13 protein-coding genes and 2 pseudogenes are annotated in these 15626 nt (G+C 63.4%); 10 read left to right on the top strand and 5 right to left on the bottom strand.

Annotated elements, in window-relative coordinates; genetic code table 11:
• Positions 1-35 precede the first annotated feature (35 nt).
• Positions 36-815, bottom strand: a complete 780-nt coding sequence (gene surE / locus B0G74_RS23745) for a 5'/3'-nucleotidase SurE (protein WP_132377312.1) — start codon at positions 813-815, stop codon at positions 36-38.
• 72 nt (positions 816-887) lie between these two features.
• On the opposite strand from surE, the pseudogene B0G74_RS23740 reads away from it, so the two are divergent.
• A pseudogene (locus B0G74_RS23740) lies at positions 888-1403 on the top strand (porin); the annotation flags it as partial.
• 29 nt (positions 1404-1432) lie between these two features.
• On the opposite strand, the pseudogene B0G74_RS47665 reads toward B0G74_RS23740, so the two are convergent.
• Positions 1433-1637: pseudogene (locus B0G74_RS47665) on the bottom strand (LrgB family protein); the annotation flags it as partial.
• Between the two features lie 167 nt (positions 1638-1804).
• Between B0G74_RS47665 and B0G74_RS23735 the strand changes: the two are divergent.
• From B0G74_RS23735 to B0G74_RS23725, 3 genes are all read left to right on the top strand, one after another.
• Positions 1805-2968 (top strand): epoxide hydrolase family protein, encoded by a 1164-nt coding sequence (locus B0G74_RS23735; protein WP_132377310.1) that lies wholly within the window; start codon positions 1805-1807, stop codon positions 2966-2968.
• A 275-nt stretch (positions 2969-3243) separates the two neighbouring features.
• Positions 3244-4608, top strand: a complete 1365-nt coding sequence (locus tag B0G74_RS23730; protein WP_132377309.1) for a sigma-54 dependent transcriptional regulator — start codon at positions 3244-3246, stop codon at positions 4606-4608.
• Between the two features lie 443 nt (positions 4609-5051).
• Positions 5052-6026, top strand: a complete 975-nt coding sequence (locus B0G74_RS23725; RefSeq protein ID WP_132377308.1) for a hypothetical protein — start codon at positions 5052-5054, stop codon at positions 6024-6026.
• A gap of 52 nt (positions 6027-6078) precedes the next feature.
• On the opposite strand, the gene B0G74_RS23720 is transcribed toward B0G74_RS23725, so the two are convergent.
• Together B0G74_RS23720 and B0G74_RS23715 are read right to left on the bottom strand one after the other, a co-directional pair.
• Entirely contained in the window at positions 6079-7164 is a 1086-nt protein-coding gene (locus B0G74_RS23720; RefSeq protein ID WP_132377307.1) for a TIGR03118 family protein, read from the bottom strand.
• Between the two features lie 120 nt (positions 7165-7284).
• Positions 7285-8688 (bottom strand): PLP-dependent aminotransferase family protein, encoded by a 1404-nt coding sequence (locus B0G74_RS23715; protein WP_132377306.1) that lies wholly within the window; start codon positions 8686-8688, stop codon positions 7285-7287.
• 294 nt (positions 8689-8982) lie between these two features.
• Between B0G74_RS23715 and B0G74_RS23710 the strand changes: the two genes are divergently transcribed.
• The 4 genes from B0G74_RS23710 to B0G74_RS23695 all read left to right on the top strand — a co-directional run bounded on the left by B0G74_RS23710 (position 8983) and on the right by B0G74_RS23695 (position 13728).
• Positions 8983-10413 carry an amino acid permease gene (locus B0G74_RS23710; protein ID WP_132377305.1) on the top strand — a complete coding sequence of 477 codons (1431 nt, stop codon included), beginning with the start codon at positions 8983-8985 and terminating at the stop codon, positions 10411-10413.
• A complete protein-coding gene (locus tag B0G74_RS23705; protein WP_132379322.1) occupies positions 10413-11642 on the top strand; it encodes an FAD-dependent oxidoreductase in 1230 nt (409 codons plus the stop codon). Before B0G74_RS23710 ends, B0G74_RS23705 begins: the two co-directional genes overlap by 1 nt.
• 137 nt (positions 11643-11779) lie before the next feature.
• Complete coding sequence (locus B0G74_RS23700; RefSeq protein WP_132377304.1) at positions 11780-12931, top strand: branched-chain amino acid ABC transporter substrate-binding protein; 1152 nt, start codon at positions 11780-11782, stop codon at positions 12929-12931.
• 182 nt (positions 12932-13113) lie between these two features.
• Positions 13114-13728, top strand: coding sequence for an HAD family phosphatase (locus B0G74_RS23695; protein ID WP_132377303.1), 615 nt, complete (start codon positions 13114-13116; stop codon positions 13726-13728).
• A 23-nt stretch (positions 13729-13751) separates the two neighbouring features.
• Here the strand turns inward: B0G74_RS23695 and B0G74_RS23690 are convergent, their stop codons facing one another.
• Positions 13752-14657, bottom strand: a complete 906-nt coding sequence (locus B0G74_RS23690) for a LysR family transcriptional regulator (protein ID WP_132377302.1) — start codon at positions 14655-14657, stop codon at positions 13752-13754.
• Between the two features lie 160 nt (positions 14658-14817).
• On the opposite strand from B0G74_RS23690, the gene B0G74_RS23685 reads away from it, so the two are divergent.
• Positions 14818-15153, top strand: coding sequence for a metalloregulator ArsR/SmtB family transcription factor (locus B0G74_RS23685; RefSeq protein WP_132377301.1), 336 nt, complete (start codon positions 14818-14820; stop codon positions 15151-15153).
• The gene (locus B0G74_RS23680; RefSeq protein WP_132377300.1) at positions 15150-15599 is read left to right on the top strand and encodes an SRPBCC domain-containing protein; all 450 of its coding nucleotides are present in this window, start codon (positions 15150-15152) and stop codon (positions 15597-15599) included. The genes B0G74_RS23685 and B0G74_RS23680 overlap by 4 nt, the downstream gene beginning before the upstream one ends.
• Positions 15600-15626: the final 27 nt, after the last annotated feature.

The raw sequence follows: 15626 nt of genomic DNA, 5'->3' as shown, positions 1-15626 counted from the left end.
CGCAAACTGGCGATCGGCAGAGGCTGACCAGAGGCTTAACTCAGCGAAGCCGCGAGCCGCGCGAAGGTAGGTTCGTCGGTGCGATCGAAGGCGAGCGGCGTGACTGACACGCGCCCCGAAGCCACCACGGCTGTTTCGCTATCGGGATCGTTCGCGCGTGTGCCGCGTTGAAAGCGCAACCAGTGATAGGCCATGCCGCGCGGATCGACTTGCGGCAACACGTCGATATCTTCGACGAGTCCAACGCCCTGGCGGGCCGGCGTGAGCGGACCGGCAAGCGCCGCATCGACATCGGGAAAGTTGATGTTCAGACAGGTGGGCGCGGCATGCTCGATGGCGAGCAACTGGCGGATCACGTCCGGCGCGAGCGCACGCGCGGTGTCCCAGCGCACGTTGTCGCGGTTGCTGAAAGTCTGGCTCAACGCGAACGACGGCAAGCCGAGCAGCAGGCCCGTCATGGCGGCGCCGACGGTGCCCGAAAACATCGTTTCCACGCCGAGATTGCCGCCGCGATTGATGCCGGAAAGAATCAGCGTGGGCGGCGTGTCGCGCATCAGGTGGCGCACGCCCATCACGACGCAATCGCCGGGCGTGCCGGCCACGCCGAAACGCCGCTCGCCCTGGCGGCTCACGCGCAGCGGCGAATGCAGGCTGATCGAGTGCGACGTGCCGCTCTGATCGTGCTCGGGCGCGACCACCCAGACTTCGTGCGCGAGCTCGGCGGCAACGGCTTCGAGCACGGCGAGGCCGGGCGCGTCGATACCGTCGTCGTTCGTCAACAGTACGCGCGGCACTTTGGATTCATAGGCAGACATCGCGGCAAACTCCTCTCGGTGGGTAAGGGAAGGGAAGCCTCATTATCCTGTCATCGGCTCTCGCTTGCCTTGATGCAATCAGAACAGCGCCTTTCCGACCGGAATCAATTGCTTTGCACGCTGCGCGGTTCGGAAGATCTGTGCAGCGGACTGAAGGCGATCTTCGTCGTCGAAAACGGCTTCAACCTCTCGACCGGCAAGTTGGGTCAGAACAGCCGCGAGTTCGGCCGCCAGGCATTCGTCGGCCTGTCGAACGACCAGTACGGCGCGGTCACGCTCGGCCGCCAGTACGACAGCGTGGTCGACTATCTCGGCCCGCTCGCGCTGAACGGCACGCAATACGGCGGCACGCTCGCCTCGCATCCGTACGACAACGACAACCTGAACGACTCGGTGCGTATCAACAACGCCGTCAAGTTCCAGAGCGTCGATTACGGCGGCTTCAAGGTCGGCGCGCTGTATGGCTTCTCGAATGCGGCGGGCAGCTTCGCGGACAATCGCGCGTATGGCGTCGGCGCATCGTATGTGTTCGGCGGACTGAAGGTCGCGGTCGCGACAGGCTACCTGCAGATGAACGGCGGCGGTTCGAGCACCAACAGCAGCGGCGCGGTCGCAAGCGGCGACTCGACCTTCAACGCGGCACTCAACGCACCTATGGCGCGGGCGTCAACTACCGCGCCGAATACACCGTCGAAATGACGAGCACGGCGGTCAAGCATGGAATGCCGCCGATCTCGGAAGCGAGCGCCATCGCGATCGGCGGGTCGCCGATCTGGGTGCGAGCGACGCTATCGTTTGATGCGATGCGCCGCAGCGGGCAGCGCAGCGAGCGCTTGAAGCATGGCGGTCTCCAGAACGCGAAACAGAAAATTCGCTGTTGTGTACCATGCGGATTGCCTCGTGCTTGTTCGCTGCCTGAGCTAAGCGTGGACTTTGCCGTTAGAGGTAGCCGCGCACGTCAACCAACACCCCGTACCGGACAAGTTGCCATGCAGACACAACCGTTTCAGATTGCAATTGCCGATCACGATATCGATGATCTTCGCCGCCGTATTCGCGCGACCCGCTGGGCGCCGGCGACGCCGTCGCCGGCCTGGCAACAGGGCGCCGATTCCGCGTGGCTGCGCGAGTTGGTGTCGTATTGGGCCGAACATTTCGACTGGCGCGCGGCCGAGCGCGGCTTGAATCAGCAGCCGCAATTTCTCGCCGATGTACAGGGGCAGCGCGTGCATTTCGTCCATCGGCGTGGCGTAGGCCCAGCGCCTTATCCGCTCGTGATCACGCATGGCTGGCCCGGATCGTTCTTCGAGTTCCACGCTTTGCTCGACCGCTTGTGCGACCCGGCCGCATCCGGTGGCGATCCTGCCGATGCGTTCGATGTCGTCGTGCCGTCGCTGCCTGGCTTCGCGTTTTCGCAGGCGCCCGCGCAGCCCGGCATGTCCGCGTTCCAGGTGGCGGATCTGTGGGCCTCGCTGATGCAAGGCCTAGGTTATCAGCGCTTCGGCGCGCAAGGCGGCGACCTCGGCGCCGGTGTGTCGATCGCGCTCGCCGCGCGGCATCCGCAAGCCGTGGACGGCATTCATCTCAACTTCCTGCCGAGCTCGTATGAGCCGGCCATAGGCGCGGCGCAGAAACCGCTCACGCCGGCCGAGGAAAATTTCCTGCGGGAGAAGAACGAGTGGGCCGCGCTCGAAGGCGGTTATGCGCACATGCACACCACCAAGCCGCAGACGCTCGCGGCGTCGCTCAACGATTCGCCGGTGGGACTGGCTGCATGGATCGGCGAGAAATTTCGGGCGTGGAGCGATTGCGAAGGCGACGTGGAGCGTGTGTTTTCGAAAGACGAACTGCTCACCAACATTTCGCTCTACTGGTACACGCAGTGCATTGGCCCAGCGATCCAGATGTACTGGGAAAACCGCTTGCAACCGATGCGTTTTGCCGAAGGACAACGCGTCGCGCCGCCCGTCGGCTTCGCGCACTTCCCGAAGGAGATCAATCACCCGCCGCGCAGTTGGCTCGAAAGAACCTTTGATGTCTTGCAATGGACCGACATGCCGTCCGGCGGACATTTTGCTGCGATGGAAAAGCCCGATCTGCTCGCCGCCGAAATTCGCCAGTTCTTTCGGCCGCTGCGGCAGCCGCGGCGCTAGTTAAACGCGGCCACGACGCTGCCGTGACGTTTGGCGTCGGGAATCTAGTCGATGGCGCGACGCTCGGCGAGTCTGCGATTCCGCGTGTCGCCCTGAGACAAGACATTGCATTGTTCGTCATCTCGATCAACCATTAAATTTGGTCAGGCGGTGTTTTCAGCTTCGTATCAGCACGTATGATTGGGCGGTGGCACGGATCACCCGCACAACGAGCGGCGCGTGCGCTCTTCGCCATACGATTCAGGGCAGGTGCTGAGGGACAAGCAAAAAAGACGATGCAGAAAACGAAGGCCATTACGCGGCGCGTCATCTATCTCACACGCGATCCCGTGCCGGGATTGCTGGCGAGCTTTCGGGAACGCGAGTGGGACGTCGAGGTCATCGGCTCGGTGCGCGAGGTTCGGCAAATCGCGCATGACGGCTCGCTGGCCGGTGGTCTCGTCGATCTGTCGAGCGTGTTCGAACCAGGTCAGCTTGCCGCGCTGCAAGCGTGTCTCGCCATGCCGAACATCGGCTGGGTGGCGATGGCGGCCGCCCCGCACCTCGACGACGCAAGCACACGCCGGTTGGTGCGCGACTACTGTTTCGACTACGTGACGCTCCCCGCTGCGAATGAGCGGATCGTCGACACCGTGGGCCACGCCTGCGGCATGATTTCGCTCGGCGAGCCGGCCTTTGTCGACACGTCCACCGCTGAAGGCGAGATGATCGGCACGTGCGACGCGATGTTCACGCTGTACCGCTCGATCCGCAAAGTTGCGACCAACAACGCGCCGGTTTTCATCTCCGGCGAATCCGGCACCGGCAAGGAACTGACCGCGGCGGCGATTCACGCGCGCTCGCCGCGCCGTGACGCACCGTTCGTCGCCATCAATTGCGGCGCGATTCCGGCGCAGTTGTTGCAGTCCGAGTTGTTCGGCTACGAGCGCGGCGCATTCACCGGCGCGAATCAACGCCGGGTCGGTCGCGTCGAAGCGGCGAACGGCGGCACTTTGTTTCTCGACGAAATCGGCGATCTGCCGTTCGAGAGTCAGTCGAGCCTGCTGCGGTTTCTGCAGGAGAGCACCATCAATCGTTTGGGCGGCAGTGGCTCGATCGATGTCGACGTACGCATCATCTCCGCAACTCATGTGGATATGGAAGCGGCGATCGAAGACGGCCGCTTTCGCGCGGACCTGTACCACCGCCTGTGCGTACTGAGGATCGACGAGCCGCCGCTACGCGCGCGCGGCAAGGACATCGAATTGCTCGCGCTATACACGCTCGACCGTTACCGCAAGGACGCGACCCGCCGCGTCTTCGGCTTTGCACCGGACGCGATCACGGCGATGCATCGCTATGACTGGCCTGGCAACGTGAGGGAACTGATCAACCGGGTTCGGCGCGCCATCGTGATGTCGGAGGCACGCACCATTACGGCGGACGACCTCGAACTGTCGAGCTATACCACGGCCGTACCCATGACGCTCGCTCAGGCACGCGAAACCGCCGAGCGGCAGGCGATCGAACTCGCACTGCTGCGTCATCGCGGCCGCCCCGGCGATGCCGCGCGCGAACTCAGCATCTCACGCACCACGCTTTACCGTCTGCTCACATCACATGGCATGCGATACGGAGATGAACCGGATGCGGCGGAATAACGCTGTCGTCTGTCGTAAAGTTGCGAGCGCCCGGGTACGCAAATGACGTGTCTGCCAATCGTCAGCACATCGACGGAATCGCTCACAAGTAAGTTCTTCGCTGCCTTCAATAACGCATCCGCAATTTTTGCGCGATGCCGATGGTCCACATGAACCTGCGACACTCTCCGCGTCATGTCTCTCTGCGTTTTGGCGGAAAGGCAATGCAAGGACGTGAAACGATAGACCATACCTGATGCCTGCGCCCCGGTTCATCCGACTCCATCGCCGCAGATCAGCGTGCCCGGCTCGAATGTGACGCCACGATGGCACGAGTCGCAATTTCAAATGCCGCGCACCTTGTGGGGGCTTCCGTGCCCCAGGCAAGAACATGTGGATCCACCTCCGACAGTAACGGCAGCGCTCAAAAGGCGATCTGTCGCTCACGCGTGCCGAGGAGCAATGTGAATCTTTTTCCGTGCACTCTCGTTTATGTCGATGTCGATGCGAAACCGGGGCCCAACTCGACGAGTCGCGATCCGCTCTCGTATGTGAGCCAGGCGATCTGCCTGAATAACAGCTTGCGGCGCGTGGGCATGCCGACCTTGACCATCATGACTAACGCGCCGGACCTGGTCGCGCGCCGGCTCGCGGGCATGCCGACCGAGCATCGTCCGGCAGTGACGCCTCTCGCCGCAACGATCGAGTTGCCGAAGAACACGCCGTTCTACGCCGCGCATTTCAAACTCGATCTGATGGACCAGGTGGCGGAGACCTTGCCCGCCGACACGATGATGTTGTTGCTCGACGCCGATATGGTGGCGCTGCTGCCGCTCGATCACGATCTGATCGAACGATGCGCGCAAGCCGGCCTCGGCGTATTCGATATTTCGGATCAGGTGTTTCCGGCCTACGGCAGCGAACGCGTGGTCGCGGATCTGGAGATCGTTGCGGACCAGCGCTTGATGAATCCGCGTTGGTACGGCGGCGAATTTCTACTCGCGACACCCGCTTCGCTGCGCCGTCTGGTGCCGCGCGCGCGAGCCAGTTACGCACGCTATCTCAGCGAAAGCGAGCACCTGAGCCATCACGGCGACGAAGCGTTCATCTCGGCCGCGCTCAATGCGCTCAGCGACGAAGGACAGGTGCTGATCGAAGTCGGCGCGTATCAGGCGGTAGGGCGCCATTGGCCCGGCAACAACTATCGCGACTTGCGCTGGTTCCGCTGCTGTTCGTTCGTTCATCTGCCTGGCGGCAAGGCGCTGCTCGAAAGAGAAGCGCGTTTCGACGATTTCGCGCCGGATCGTTTCTGGCGCCACATGCGCGTGGCGCACCTGCGTGGGCGCGTGCGCCACGCGGTCAAGCGGATCGCGAGGATGCTGAGCGCGGAGCGGCTCGCGATGCTGTCCGCGTGTGCGCTGCGCGGCGTGAAGAGCTAGCCGCGTCAGTCACATACGCATTACGGTGAGCGCCCCACCGCGCCTCCGCTCGTCACATTTTCACGTCGATACGACCATAGACGCCGTTCGCTTCGTCATTCGGCCCGGCGGCGAAAAACAGCGTGTTCACCGGCTGATTGCTGAGTCCATTGCCGAACGCGATCCCCCACAGGCCGTGCTGCACGAACGAAGTGTTGTCGGGCAGATTGATGGCGCCGAGCGACTGGCCGCTCGCCGGATCGAAGGCGTTGATCGTGCCGTCGCCGAAGTTGCCGATCAGCACGTCGCCGCTGAACCGTCCAAAATTGGCCGGCGCCTGCGTGACGCCCCACGGCGCATTCAGCACGCCCCCCGAGGCAAAACGCTGCAGGAGGTTGCCCGCGGTATCGAAGACATCGACGAAGCCGAGGCCGGCGCCGTCGACGTTGTCGTGCGCCTCCGCATCCTGTTTCGCGTAGGTCACGAAGAGCTTCGCGCCGATTGCCTGAATGCCGAACGGCGCAAAGGCTGCCGGAAGCGACGTGTCCTGAAACTTGCCCGGTGTTGAAACCTTCGCGAAGTTCTTGTCGAAGACGTCGACTCTGTTGTTGTGAAAGTCGGCGGCGTAGAGGAAGTTGGCGCCGCCGTTGCTGGCCAGCGCAAGGCCCTTGTAGACCGCGGCGCTGCTGCCGCTGTCGAATACGACGAAGGCGGTGGTGGGCGCAACGGCCGGCGCCCACGCGGTAATCGTGCCGCCTTCGCCGACAAAGATGAATGCGCCTACGCCCGATTTGCCGCCTTGGGTCACGACGAAGTCCGTCGTGCCGTTGAACACGATGCCGGTCGGATTCGCCGGCCCGTTGACTCCATTCGGAATGCTGACGACAAGCGCTTGTGGCGTGCCGTTGCCGTCATAGAGTGTCGCCAGCGAGGTGGCGTTGTCCGCCACCCAGACGAAACCCTTCGGATTGAACGCAACGCCCCACGCGTTTTTCAGATTCGGGTCCGTATGCGCCGCCGCGACCGCGCCGTCCGATACGAGTGCCGTCGACGTAAACGATTGGTTATTGACCGAATCGGAACCGCCGCACGCTGCGATAAGACCCACCAATGCTGCGCCGCCCACGACGATGCCCAATGACTTAAGCACAGATTTCATGGCCGCACCTCTCTGACAGACCAATGATCATTGCGCCTAATGAACGCGTGGCGTGGCGGCTTTATTCCTTCGGCAAAGAAGTTTTTTCGACCCGTGTCGGGCGGCCAGTTGGGCGGCGCGTTATATCGTGCCGAACAGCGCGCGCGGACGATCCTTGAGCGTGCCGGTCAACAGCCGCAGCGCACTCACGAGCTGATCGCGGCTGGTCGCACAGGCGAGGTTGATCCGCACCCCGTGCTCGATCTCAGACCGGTCCACCGCAAACGCCGACGACGGCATCACCACGACGCCACGCGCCTTCGCATTGGCCGCGAAGTCGTCGGCGCGCCACGGCGGCGGCAACTTGAGCCACACGAACATGCAGGCCGGATCGGTCTGCAGCAACTCCTGCGGCAACAGCTCGCGCGCGAGGTCCTGGCGCGCGCGAATCTCGGCGAGCTGCGCGTCCATGATGTGGCGCGCGGTGCCGTCCTCGATCCAGATCGACGCGATCAGCATCGACATCGGCGCGGGCATCCATGCCGTCGTGCGGACGGCTTCCGCGCATAGCGCGGCGCTGTCCGGCGGGCTCAGCAGATAGCCGAGCCGCAGGCCGGGGGCGAGGATCTTCGAGGTCGCCGCGAGGTGGAAGGTGAGTTCCGGACACAGGCTCGCGATCGTCGGCAGACGTTGCGAGACGAGCGGACCGTACACGTCGTCCTCGATGATCGCCACGCTGTGCCGGCGTGCAATATCGACGAGCGCCATGCGGCGTTCGAGACTCATGGTCGTGACAGTCGGGTTCTGCAGATTCGGCACCGTGAAAATCGCCTTCACCGGCATGCGCCGGCAGGCGCGCTCCACTTCGTCGGTCAGCAGCCCGTCGCGATCGCTAGGAATACCGACGATCTCGAACTGGAACACTGGCGCCAGCGCTTTGAGGCCGTAGTAAGTGAGTTGATCGGCGAGAATCACGCCGTCGGTGCCGATCAGGCTGTTCAGCACAGCATACAAGCCATGCTGCGCGCCGCTCGTGACGACCACGTGATCGGCCGACGGCACAAAGCCGGGCGCGGCCATCCACCGCGCGCCGGCCACGCGTGCCCACGCGGGCCCTTGCGGCGGCTGGTACTCCTGCAATTGCGGGTAGCGCGGATCGCGCGGCAATTCGGCCAGCGTGCGAGCGAGGCAGTTCAGGAACTCGCCCGTGGCCGGACGGTTGACGGTCAGATCGATCGCCGCGTTGCTCATGGCCTGCGCCGGCTCCACGCTCGGCATCGCGCCGCCGGTCACGAGCGAGCCGCGCCGTTTGCTGCCGATCACCAGCCCGCGCAACTGCAGCTCCTTGTACGCCCGCGAAACCGTCGACACGTTGATGCCCAGTTCGGTGGCGAGTTGCCGCTGCGGCGGCAGGCGGCTGCCGGGCGGATAGATACCGCTGCGAATCTCGTTCTCGATCGAACTGGACACCTCGATATAGGTGGAGCGTTTCGCCTGCTCCGGGGCGCCAAGGGCGGAGCGGGCGGCGTCTTTGTCAGAAGCCATAAGATCAGGTGTCTCCATACAAAACCGGCTTTGTCCGCAATTGTGCGGAGGTTTGCCGATTCTATACCAGACATGCCTGACTGCAAGCCTTCAACCGATTACTCACGCGGCCGCAGGGCGCTGGCAAAGAGCAGACCCGCGGCAATCCAGGGAAAGTGCCAGGGCCACACAATGTGCGTTTTAATTGCACACAAAAAAATATTGTGTGATTCTAGATGTCATGTTTTGTCTGGTGGCGTGAATCAGGAGACGTCGCCGGACTGTGTCCAGCAATCTGTCAGCAGGAGTTGTCCGATGAGCTTTCCCCAGTCCTCCGCACCCGACACCACGCCGAAACTCGGCGCCGCGCTGCGTCAGCGGCACGTCACGATGATCGCGCTCGGCGGCATTATCGGCGCGGGCCTTTTCGTCGGCAGCAGCGCGACGCTCGCCACCGTCGGACCCGCCGCGTGCGTGTCGTATCTCGTGGCCGGCATCGTCGTGCTGATGGTCATGCGCATGCTCGGCGAAATGGCGCTGGCAGTGCCCGGCGTCGGCTCGTTCACCGAATACGCGCGCATCGGCCTCGGCAATTGGGCGGGTTTCACCAGCGGCTGGCTGTACTGGTACTTCTGGGTGATCGTCGTCGCGGTCGAGGCCGTGGCGGGCGCGGCGATCCTGCAGCGGTGGATTCCCGCACCGGTGTGGATGATCGGCCTCGTGCTGCTCTCGGTGATGACGTTGATCAATCTGCTGTCGGTGAAATCGTATGGCGAATTCGAGTTCTGGTTCGCATCGATCAAGGTCGCGGCGATCATCGTCTTTATCGCCATCGGCGCGGCCTATGTGTTCGGCTTCGGCCATACCGGCAGCGCCGTGGCGAACCTGAGCAGCAATCGCGGCTTCATGCCGTTTGGCGCCATGTCGATTTTCGCGGCCGTGCCGACAGTGATTTTCGCGGTGGGCGGCGCGGAGATCGCCACCATCGCCGCCGCCGAATCGGATGATCCGGCCAAAAGCGTTGCGGCCATGACGCGCTCGGTGATTCTGCGAGTCATCACGTTCTATGTCGGGTCGATGTTCCTCATCGCATGCATCGTACCGTGGGGCAGCATCGTCACCGGACACTCGCCGTTCGTCGCCGCGCTCGAAACGATGCGGATTCCCGGCTCGGCGGACATCATGAACGCCATCGTGCTGGTTGCCGTGCTCTCGGCGCTGAATTCGGGCTTGTATGTGTCGTCGCGGATTCTGTTCCGGCTCGCCGAACGCGGCGACGCGCCGAAGTCGCTGCTGAAGTTGACCCCGCACAAAGTGCCGCGCCTCGCCGTGCTGCTGAGCAGTGTCGTCGGCTATGTGGCGATCGTGGCGGCCATTGTGTCGCCGCAGGGCGTGTTCCTGTTCCTCGTGAACGCGTCGGGCGCCGTGATGCTGTTCGTCTATCTCGCGACGGCGCTTGCGCAAATCCGCATCCGCCGCCGCATCGAGGCCACCGAGCCGCAACGGCTCACGCTGAAAATGTGGCTGTTTCCGGGGCTCTCGTATGCGGTGGTGGCGGCGATCGTCGGCGTGCTCGTCGCGATGGGCTCCGATCCGTCGCTGCGCCCGCAATTGATGGCGAGCGCGGCGAGTCTCGCGGTGGCGTCGGCGGCTTATATGCTGGTAGCGAAACGCCAGCAGAGCGGCGGCACCGCGACGGGCTATCGGTCGCAGATCGGCCAGGAAGCATTTGAAGGGCGCAAATGATGTCGGAGATTGCCATCATCGGTGCGGGATTCATCGGCCTCGCGAGCGCTGCGTCTTTGATGCGCGACGGCCATCGGGTCACGCTGTTCGATCCGGCAGGCGTGGGGCAGGGCGCGTCGTTCGGCAATGCCGGCACCTTCGCGCACTATGCGTGCATTCCGGTCAACAACCCGACCGTGTTTCGAGACTTACCGCGTTTTCTGCTGTCGAACCAAAGTCCGTTCAGATTGCGTTGGGGATATTTGCCGCATCTCGCGCCGTGGCTCGTGCGCTTCATGATGAGCTCCCTGCCGCGCCGCTACGAAACGAGCGCGGGTGCGCTCGCCGCGCTGCTGGATTGCGCGCAGGACGGCTACGCGCCGCTGCTTGCCAATGCGGAGCTGGCACGTTTCGTCCGGCCGCGCGAGTGTCTCTATCTGTATTCGAACGCGGCTTCGTTCGATGCCGCGCGTCCCGCGCTCGATCTGCGGAAAAAACTGGGCGTGGCTTTCGATGTGCTCGACGGCGCCGCTATTCGCGCGCTTGAACCGGGACTGGCGCCGATCTTCGAGCGCGGCGTGCTGTTCAGCAATAGCTGGCACTTTTCCGACCCGCAAGGCTTTCTGCAGACGCTTTACGAGCAACTCGCCGCGCAGGGGCTGAAGCTCGAACGCTCGACTGTCGATGCGGTGCAACCCGGCGCGGATGGCCCGAGCCTGAGCGTGGGCGGTGTGGCGCGGCGTTTCGATCACGTGGTGGTGGCGACCGGCGCGCGTTCGGCCCATTTCGCCAGCCAGTGCGGCGACCCGGTTCCGCTCGACACGGAGCGCGGCTATCACGTGCGCTTTCCCGGCGCGCAGCACCTGGTGTCGCGGCCGGTCGGCTGGGCCGAGCGCGGTTTCTACATGACGCCGATGAGCGACGGCTTGCGCGTGGCGGGCACGGTCGAACTCGCCGGCTTTGGCGACACGCGCAACCGCTCGCTGCTCGACCTGCTGACGTTTTCATCGAAACGGGCGTTGCCCGCACTCGACACACCGGATAGCAACTGGCTCGGCTTTCGCCCCACATTGCCCGACGGCGTGCCGGTGCTCGCACGCTCACGCGCGAGCGAGCGCGTGATCTACGCATTCGGCCATCAGCATCTGGGTTTGACGCTGGCGGGCGTGAGCGGACGCATCGTCGCCGATCTGATCGCGCGGCGTGCGCCGCCGCTCGATCTCGCGCCCTACGCGGCCACGCGCTTTTGATTGCAGCAGAGGACAGGTTCGGAGTCGTTTTATTCAGGCTTTACAGCAAGCATCGCAGAGCGGTTTCGACGCGTCGCGCATCGGATCGGCCCACCTGCACACACACGCGCGACGTCACATCTCGCAAGGAGCGCATCATGAATCGCCGCTATTGGCTGTTGAGTGCCACTGTCTGTGCACTCGCCACGTATATGCCGTTTTCGTGGGCCGCCGACCCCCAGATCGTCAAGATCGGTTTCGTCGGACCGTTGACGGGGCCGGTTGCCCGCGTCGGCAAGGACTTGCAGTACGGCGCGCAGCTGGCGCTCGATGAAGAGAACGCGAAGAACCCGGTGATCGGCGGCAAGCCGGTCAAGTTCGTGCTCGACGTGCAGGACGATCAGGCCGATCCGCGCGTGGCGATTCAGGTCGCGCAGAAGCTGGTCGACGACGGCGTGGTCGGCGTGATCGGCCATTACAACTCGGGCTGCAGCATTCCGGCGTCGACGGTGTATCACCAGGCGAACGTGGCGATGATCACGCCGGGCTCGACCAATCCGCAATTGACCAAGCAAGGCTTCAAGAACGTGTTTCGTACGATGGGCCACGACGGCATAGGCGGCGTCGTGGCGGGGCATTTCGTGGTGGAGCAGATGAAGGCGAAGCGCATTGCCATCATTGACGATCGCACCGCTTTTGGGCAAGGGCTGGCCGATGCGTTCGAGAAGGGCGTCAAGGAAGCGAATGGCAACATCGTCGATCGGGAATTCACCAACGACAAAGCGATCGATTTTCGCGCCATTCTGACCACGCTCAAGAGCAAGAACGTCGACCTGATTTTCTTCGGCGGGCTGGATGAGCAAGGCGCGATGCTGGTCAAGCAAATGCGGTCGCTTGGCATGTCCGCGCAGCTGTTCGGTGCTGGTGCGCTGAAGAGCAACGCGTTCCTGCAGATCGCCGGCACGGCGGGCAACGGGACGCAGGATCTCGAGCCGGGCCCGGCGCTCGACAAGCTGCCTGCCGCGCAGGCGTTCGGCAAGCGCTACAAGGCGCGCTTCAATCAGGATGTCGAACTGTACGCGCCGTTTTCCTATGACGCCGCGCTCGCCATGCTGAAAGCGATTCACGCCGCCGACTCGCTCGATCGCGCGAAGATCGTCGACAGTCTCGCCAAGGTCACGGTCACGGGCGTCACCGGCAATATCACCTTCGATCCGTACGGCGATCTGATCAAGCCGCCGTACACCTTATTCCAGGTCGAGCAAGGCCAATGGAAAAGCGTCAAGACGGTGGGCGGCAGCGGCGCATGATGGCAGGTCTGGAAGCAAGCCATATTTCACCGCTTGGCTGAGGTCTGAGAAAAAAACCGTGACGCCGGCTGTTGCCGGCAGTCGCGGTTTTGTCGAGGCACAATGGAAACAGGCAACCGTTCGGCGTCATCGCGCCGCGCGGTTGCTTCGTTTCTGAAAGCTTTCGACGCGAGGCCGACAGCATGACCGCATCCATCACGCTGGTTCTGTTCGACATGGAAGGTGTTCTGACCCATTACGACCGCGCCGCACGGGTCGATCATCTGGCGGCCACCGCGGGGTGCTCGCCAGACATCGTGCGTCACGCGATCTGGGGATCGGGCCTCGAAGCGCGTGCGGACGCAGGCCAGATCAGCGATGACGAGTATCTGCGCGAGTTGGGCATGCTACTGAACTACCCGGTCAGCCGCGACGACTGGCTGGCTGCGCGCCACGCGTCGATTACTCCGAACCAGGAAGCGCTCGCGCTTGCCGCCAAAGTCGCCGAGCGGCACCGTATCGCGGTGCTGACGAACAATTGCCGCTTGTTGACCGAACACATCGCTTATCTGAATCCGCCTGTCGCGCGGCTGTTCGGCACGCACGTTTACTCGTCGGCGGCGTTTGGTGCCGCGAAACCGGCGGCGCAAACCTATCTTCGCTGTCTGGAGCAACTCGGCGTGCCCGCAGCCCAAACGCTTTTCGTCGACGATACGGCGGCCAACGTGAACGGCGCGGTCGATGCGGGACTGCAAGGGCACCTGTTCGTCAGCGTCGCCGCTTTGTCGGACGAATTGCAGCGTCGCGGGTTGACATAGCGGCTGTGGCGGTTTTCAAGTCGCTAATCGCTGAAGTCCGGATTCTGCTGTACCAGTTCGTGCACCCACTCGCTGAACACCCGCACGGACATGCTCAAACGACGGTGCGGATAAAGAATCGAGAGCGGCAACGGCGCGCAATGGCAGTCGCGCAAAATCTCACGCAGCGCGCCGGATTCGAGCGCCTTCGCCACCATGAAGCGCGGCGTCTGGATCAGGCCCAAGCCTTCCACTGCCGACGCAACATAGACCAGGCCTTCGTTGACCGCGAGTTTGCCCTCGATCGGTCTTTTGATGAGGATGCCGTCCGCTTCGAACTCCATCGGATAGACGCGCCCCGTGCGCGCGGAAAAATAATTCACGGCGTGATGCCGGTCGAGATCGTCGGGCGTGGCGGGCTCGCCCATCTGCTCGAGATAGGCGGGCGCGGCGCAAATCGTCATGCGCACGCTGCCGAGCGAGCGTGCCACGAGGTTCGAATCGTCGAGCACGCCGATGCGGATCACGCAATCCACGCCTTCCTGCACGAGATCCACGTTGCGGTCCGCCAATCCCAGCTTCACCGTGATGTCGGGATAGCGCGCGTTGAAATCGCGCATCACCGGAACCAGCACGTGAGCCGCGAATGTGGCGGACGTGTCGACGCGGACCGTGCCGCGCGGACTCTGGCGTTTGCTCGATAACGCCGACTCGGCGTCGGAGACCTCGGCGAGAATGCGTGCGCAGTATTCGTAGTAGAGCGCGCCGTCGTCGGTGACCTGCACGCGGCGCGTCGTGCGGTTCAGCAGCCGCACGCCCAGGTGGCTCTCCAGATTCTGCACGACCGTCGACACGGAGGCGCGTGGCATTTCCAGCGAATCGGCCGCTTTCGTGAAACTGGACGCGTCGACGACGCGCTTGAACACTGCCATGCCTTGAAGAAGGTCCATACGGTGCTGTCCTCTGGAAGCTGAGCGAAGACCTACTCGCGAATCGTTGGAATGATAGCCGCGGCGCGTTGATGTCGGACAGTGCAAACCGGCCTACGGGTTCGCGGAGTCGGCCGCAAAAAACCTTGACTCCCGGAACTCACGGCCTATAGTTCACCATATGGCAAAGTCTCCAGTCAGTCAACTCGATCGTACGTTTTCCGCCCTCGTGGATCCCACGCGGCGGGCCATCCTCGCGCGTCTGGAGCGTGAGCCTGGTCTGTCGGTCACGGAAATCGCGCGTCCGTTGCCGCTCAAACTGCCCGCCGTCATGAAGCACCTCGACGTGCTGAGCGACGCGGGTCTGGTGGCGCGCACGAAAAGTGGCCGAACCGTCTCGGTCGAACTGGTTGCCGGCCCGATGGAAGAAGCGATGGCGTGGTTGCGACGCTACGAACGCTTCTGGTCCGCGAGTCTCGACCGGCTCGCCGATTTTGTTGAGAGGAACGACGAATGAACGAAAAGCCCAGCCTGACCATCGTGCGGCGCATCAAGGCGCCACCTGCAAGAGTCTACGCAGCATGGACGCGGCCCGAGTTGATGGCGCGCTGGTGGGGACCGGACGCCGGGCCGGTGCTGAGCGCCGAAGCCGATCCGCGCGTGGGCGGCCGCTTTCGTGTGGTGTTTCAGACACTGGATGGCGAAACGCACGACTGCCGCGGCGAGTACCAGGAGGTCGAAGCGGAGCGCAAGCTCGTCTTCACGTGGGAGTGGGTCACGCTGCCGGAGCGCCGGTCGCTGGTGACGATCCGGTTTCGTCCGATCGAAGAGGGCACCGAACTGCATTTCAATCACGCGCAGTTCTTCGACGAAGCTGCACGCGATGGTCATCAAAGCGGCTGGACTGGTGCATTCGAGAAGCTGGACGCACTGCTTGCCGAGCTGGAAAACGAAGCCGAATGAAGCACATTCCACCGAAGTCAACGCATA

Source organism: Paraburkholderia sp. BL9I2N2, from assembly GCF_004339745.1.
Classification (GTDB): Bacteria; Pseudomonadota; Gammaproteobacteria; order Burkholderiales; family Burkholderiaceae; genus Paraburkholderia.
This window is presented reverse-complemented; position numbering and strand designations above follow the sequence as displayed.

Coding starts and splice junctions, on each gene's coding strand:
- B0G74_RS23700 (WP_132377304.1), top strand. CDS start 11,780: ATGAATCGCCGCTATTGGCTGTTGAGTGCCACTGTCTGTGCACTCGCC.
- B0G74_RS23705 (WP_132379322.1), top strand. CDS start 10,413: ATGTCGGAGATTGCCATCATCGGTGCGGGATTCATCGGCCTCGCGAGC.
- B0G74_RS23695 (WP_132377303.1), top strand. CDS start 13,114: ATGACCGCATCCATCACGCTGGTTCTGTTCGACATGGAAGGTGTTCTG.
- B0G74_RS23685 (WP_132377301.1), top strand. CDS start 14,818: ATGGCAAAGTCTCCAGTCAGTCAACTCGATCGTACGTTTTCCGCCCTC.
- B0G74_RS23710 (WP_132377305.1), top strand. CDS start 8,983: ATGAGCTTTCCCCAGTCCTCCGCACCCGACACCACGCCGAAACTCGGC.
- B0G74_RS23715 (WP_132377306.1), bottom strand. CDS start 8,688: ATGGCTTCTGACAAAGACGCCGCCCGCTCCGCCCTTGGCGCCCCGGAG.
- B0G74_RS23690 (WP_132377302.1), bottom strand. CDS start 14,657: ATGGACCTTCTTCAAGGCATGGCAGTGTTCAAGCGCGTCGTCGACGCG.
- B0G74_RS23735 (WP_132377310.1), top strand. CDS start 1,805: ATGCAGACACAACCGTTTCAGATTGCAATTGCCGATCACGATATCGAT.
- surE (WP_132377312.1), bottom strand. CDS start 815: ATGTCTGCCTATGAATCCAAAGTGCCGCGCGTACTGTTGACGAACGAC.
- B0G74_RS23720 (WP_132377307.1), bottom strand. CDS start 7,164: ATGAAATCTGTGCTTAAGTCATTGGGCATCGTCGTGGGCGGCGCAGCA.
- B0G74_RS23680 (WP_132377300.1), top strand. CDS start 15,150: ATGAACGAAAAGCCCAGCCTGACCATCGTGCGGCGCATCAAGGCGCCA.
- B0G74_RS23730 (WP_132377309.1), top strand. CDS start 3,244: ATGCAGAAAACGAAGGCCATTACGCGGCGCGTCATCTATCTCACACGC.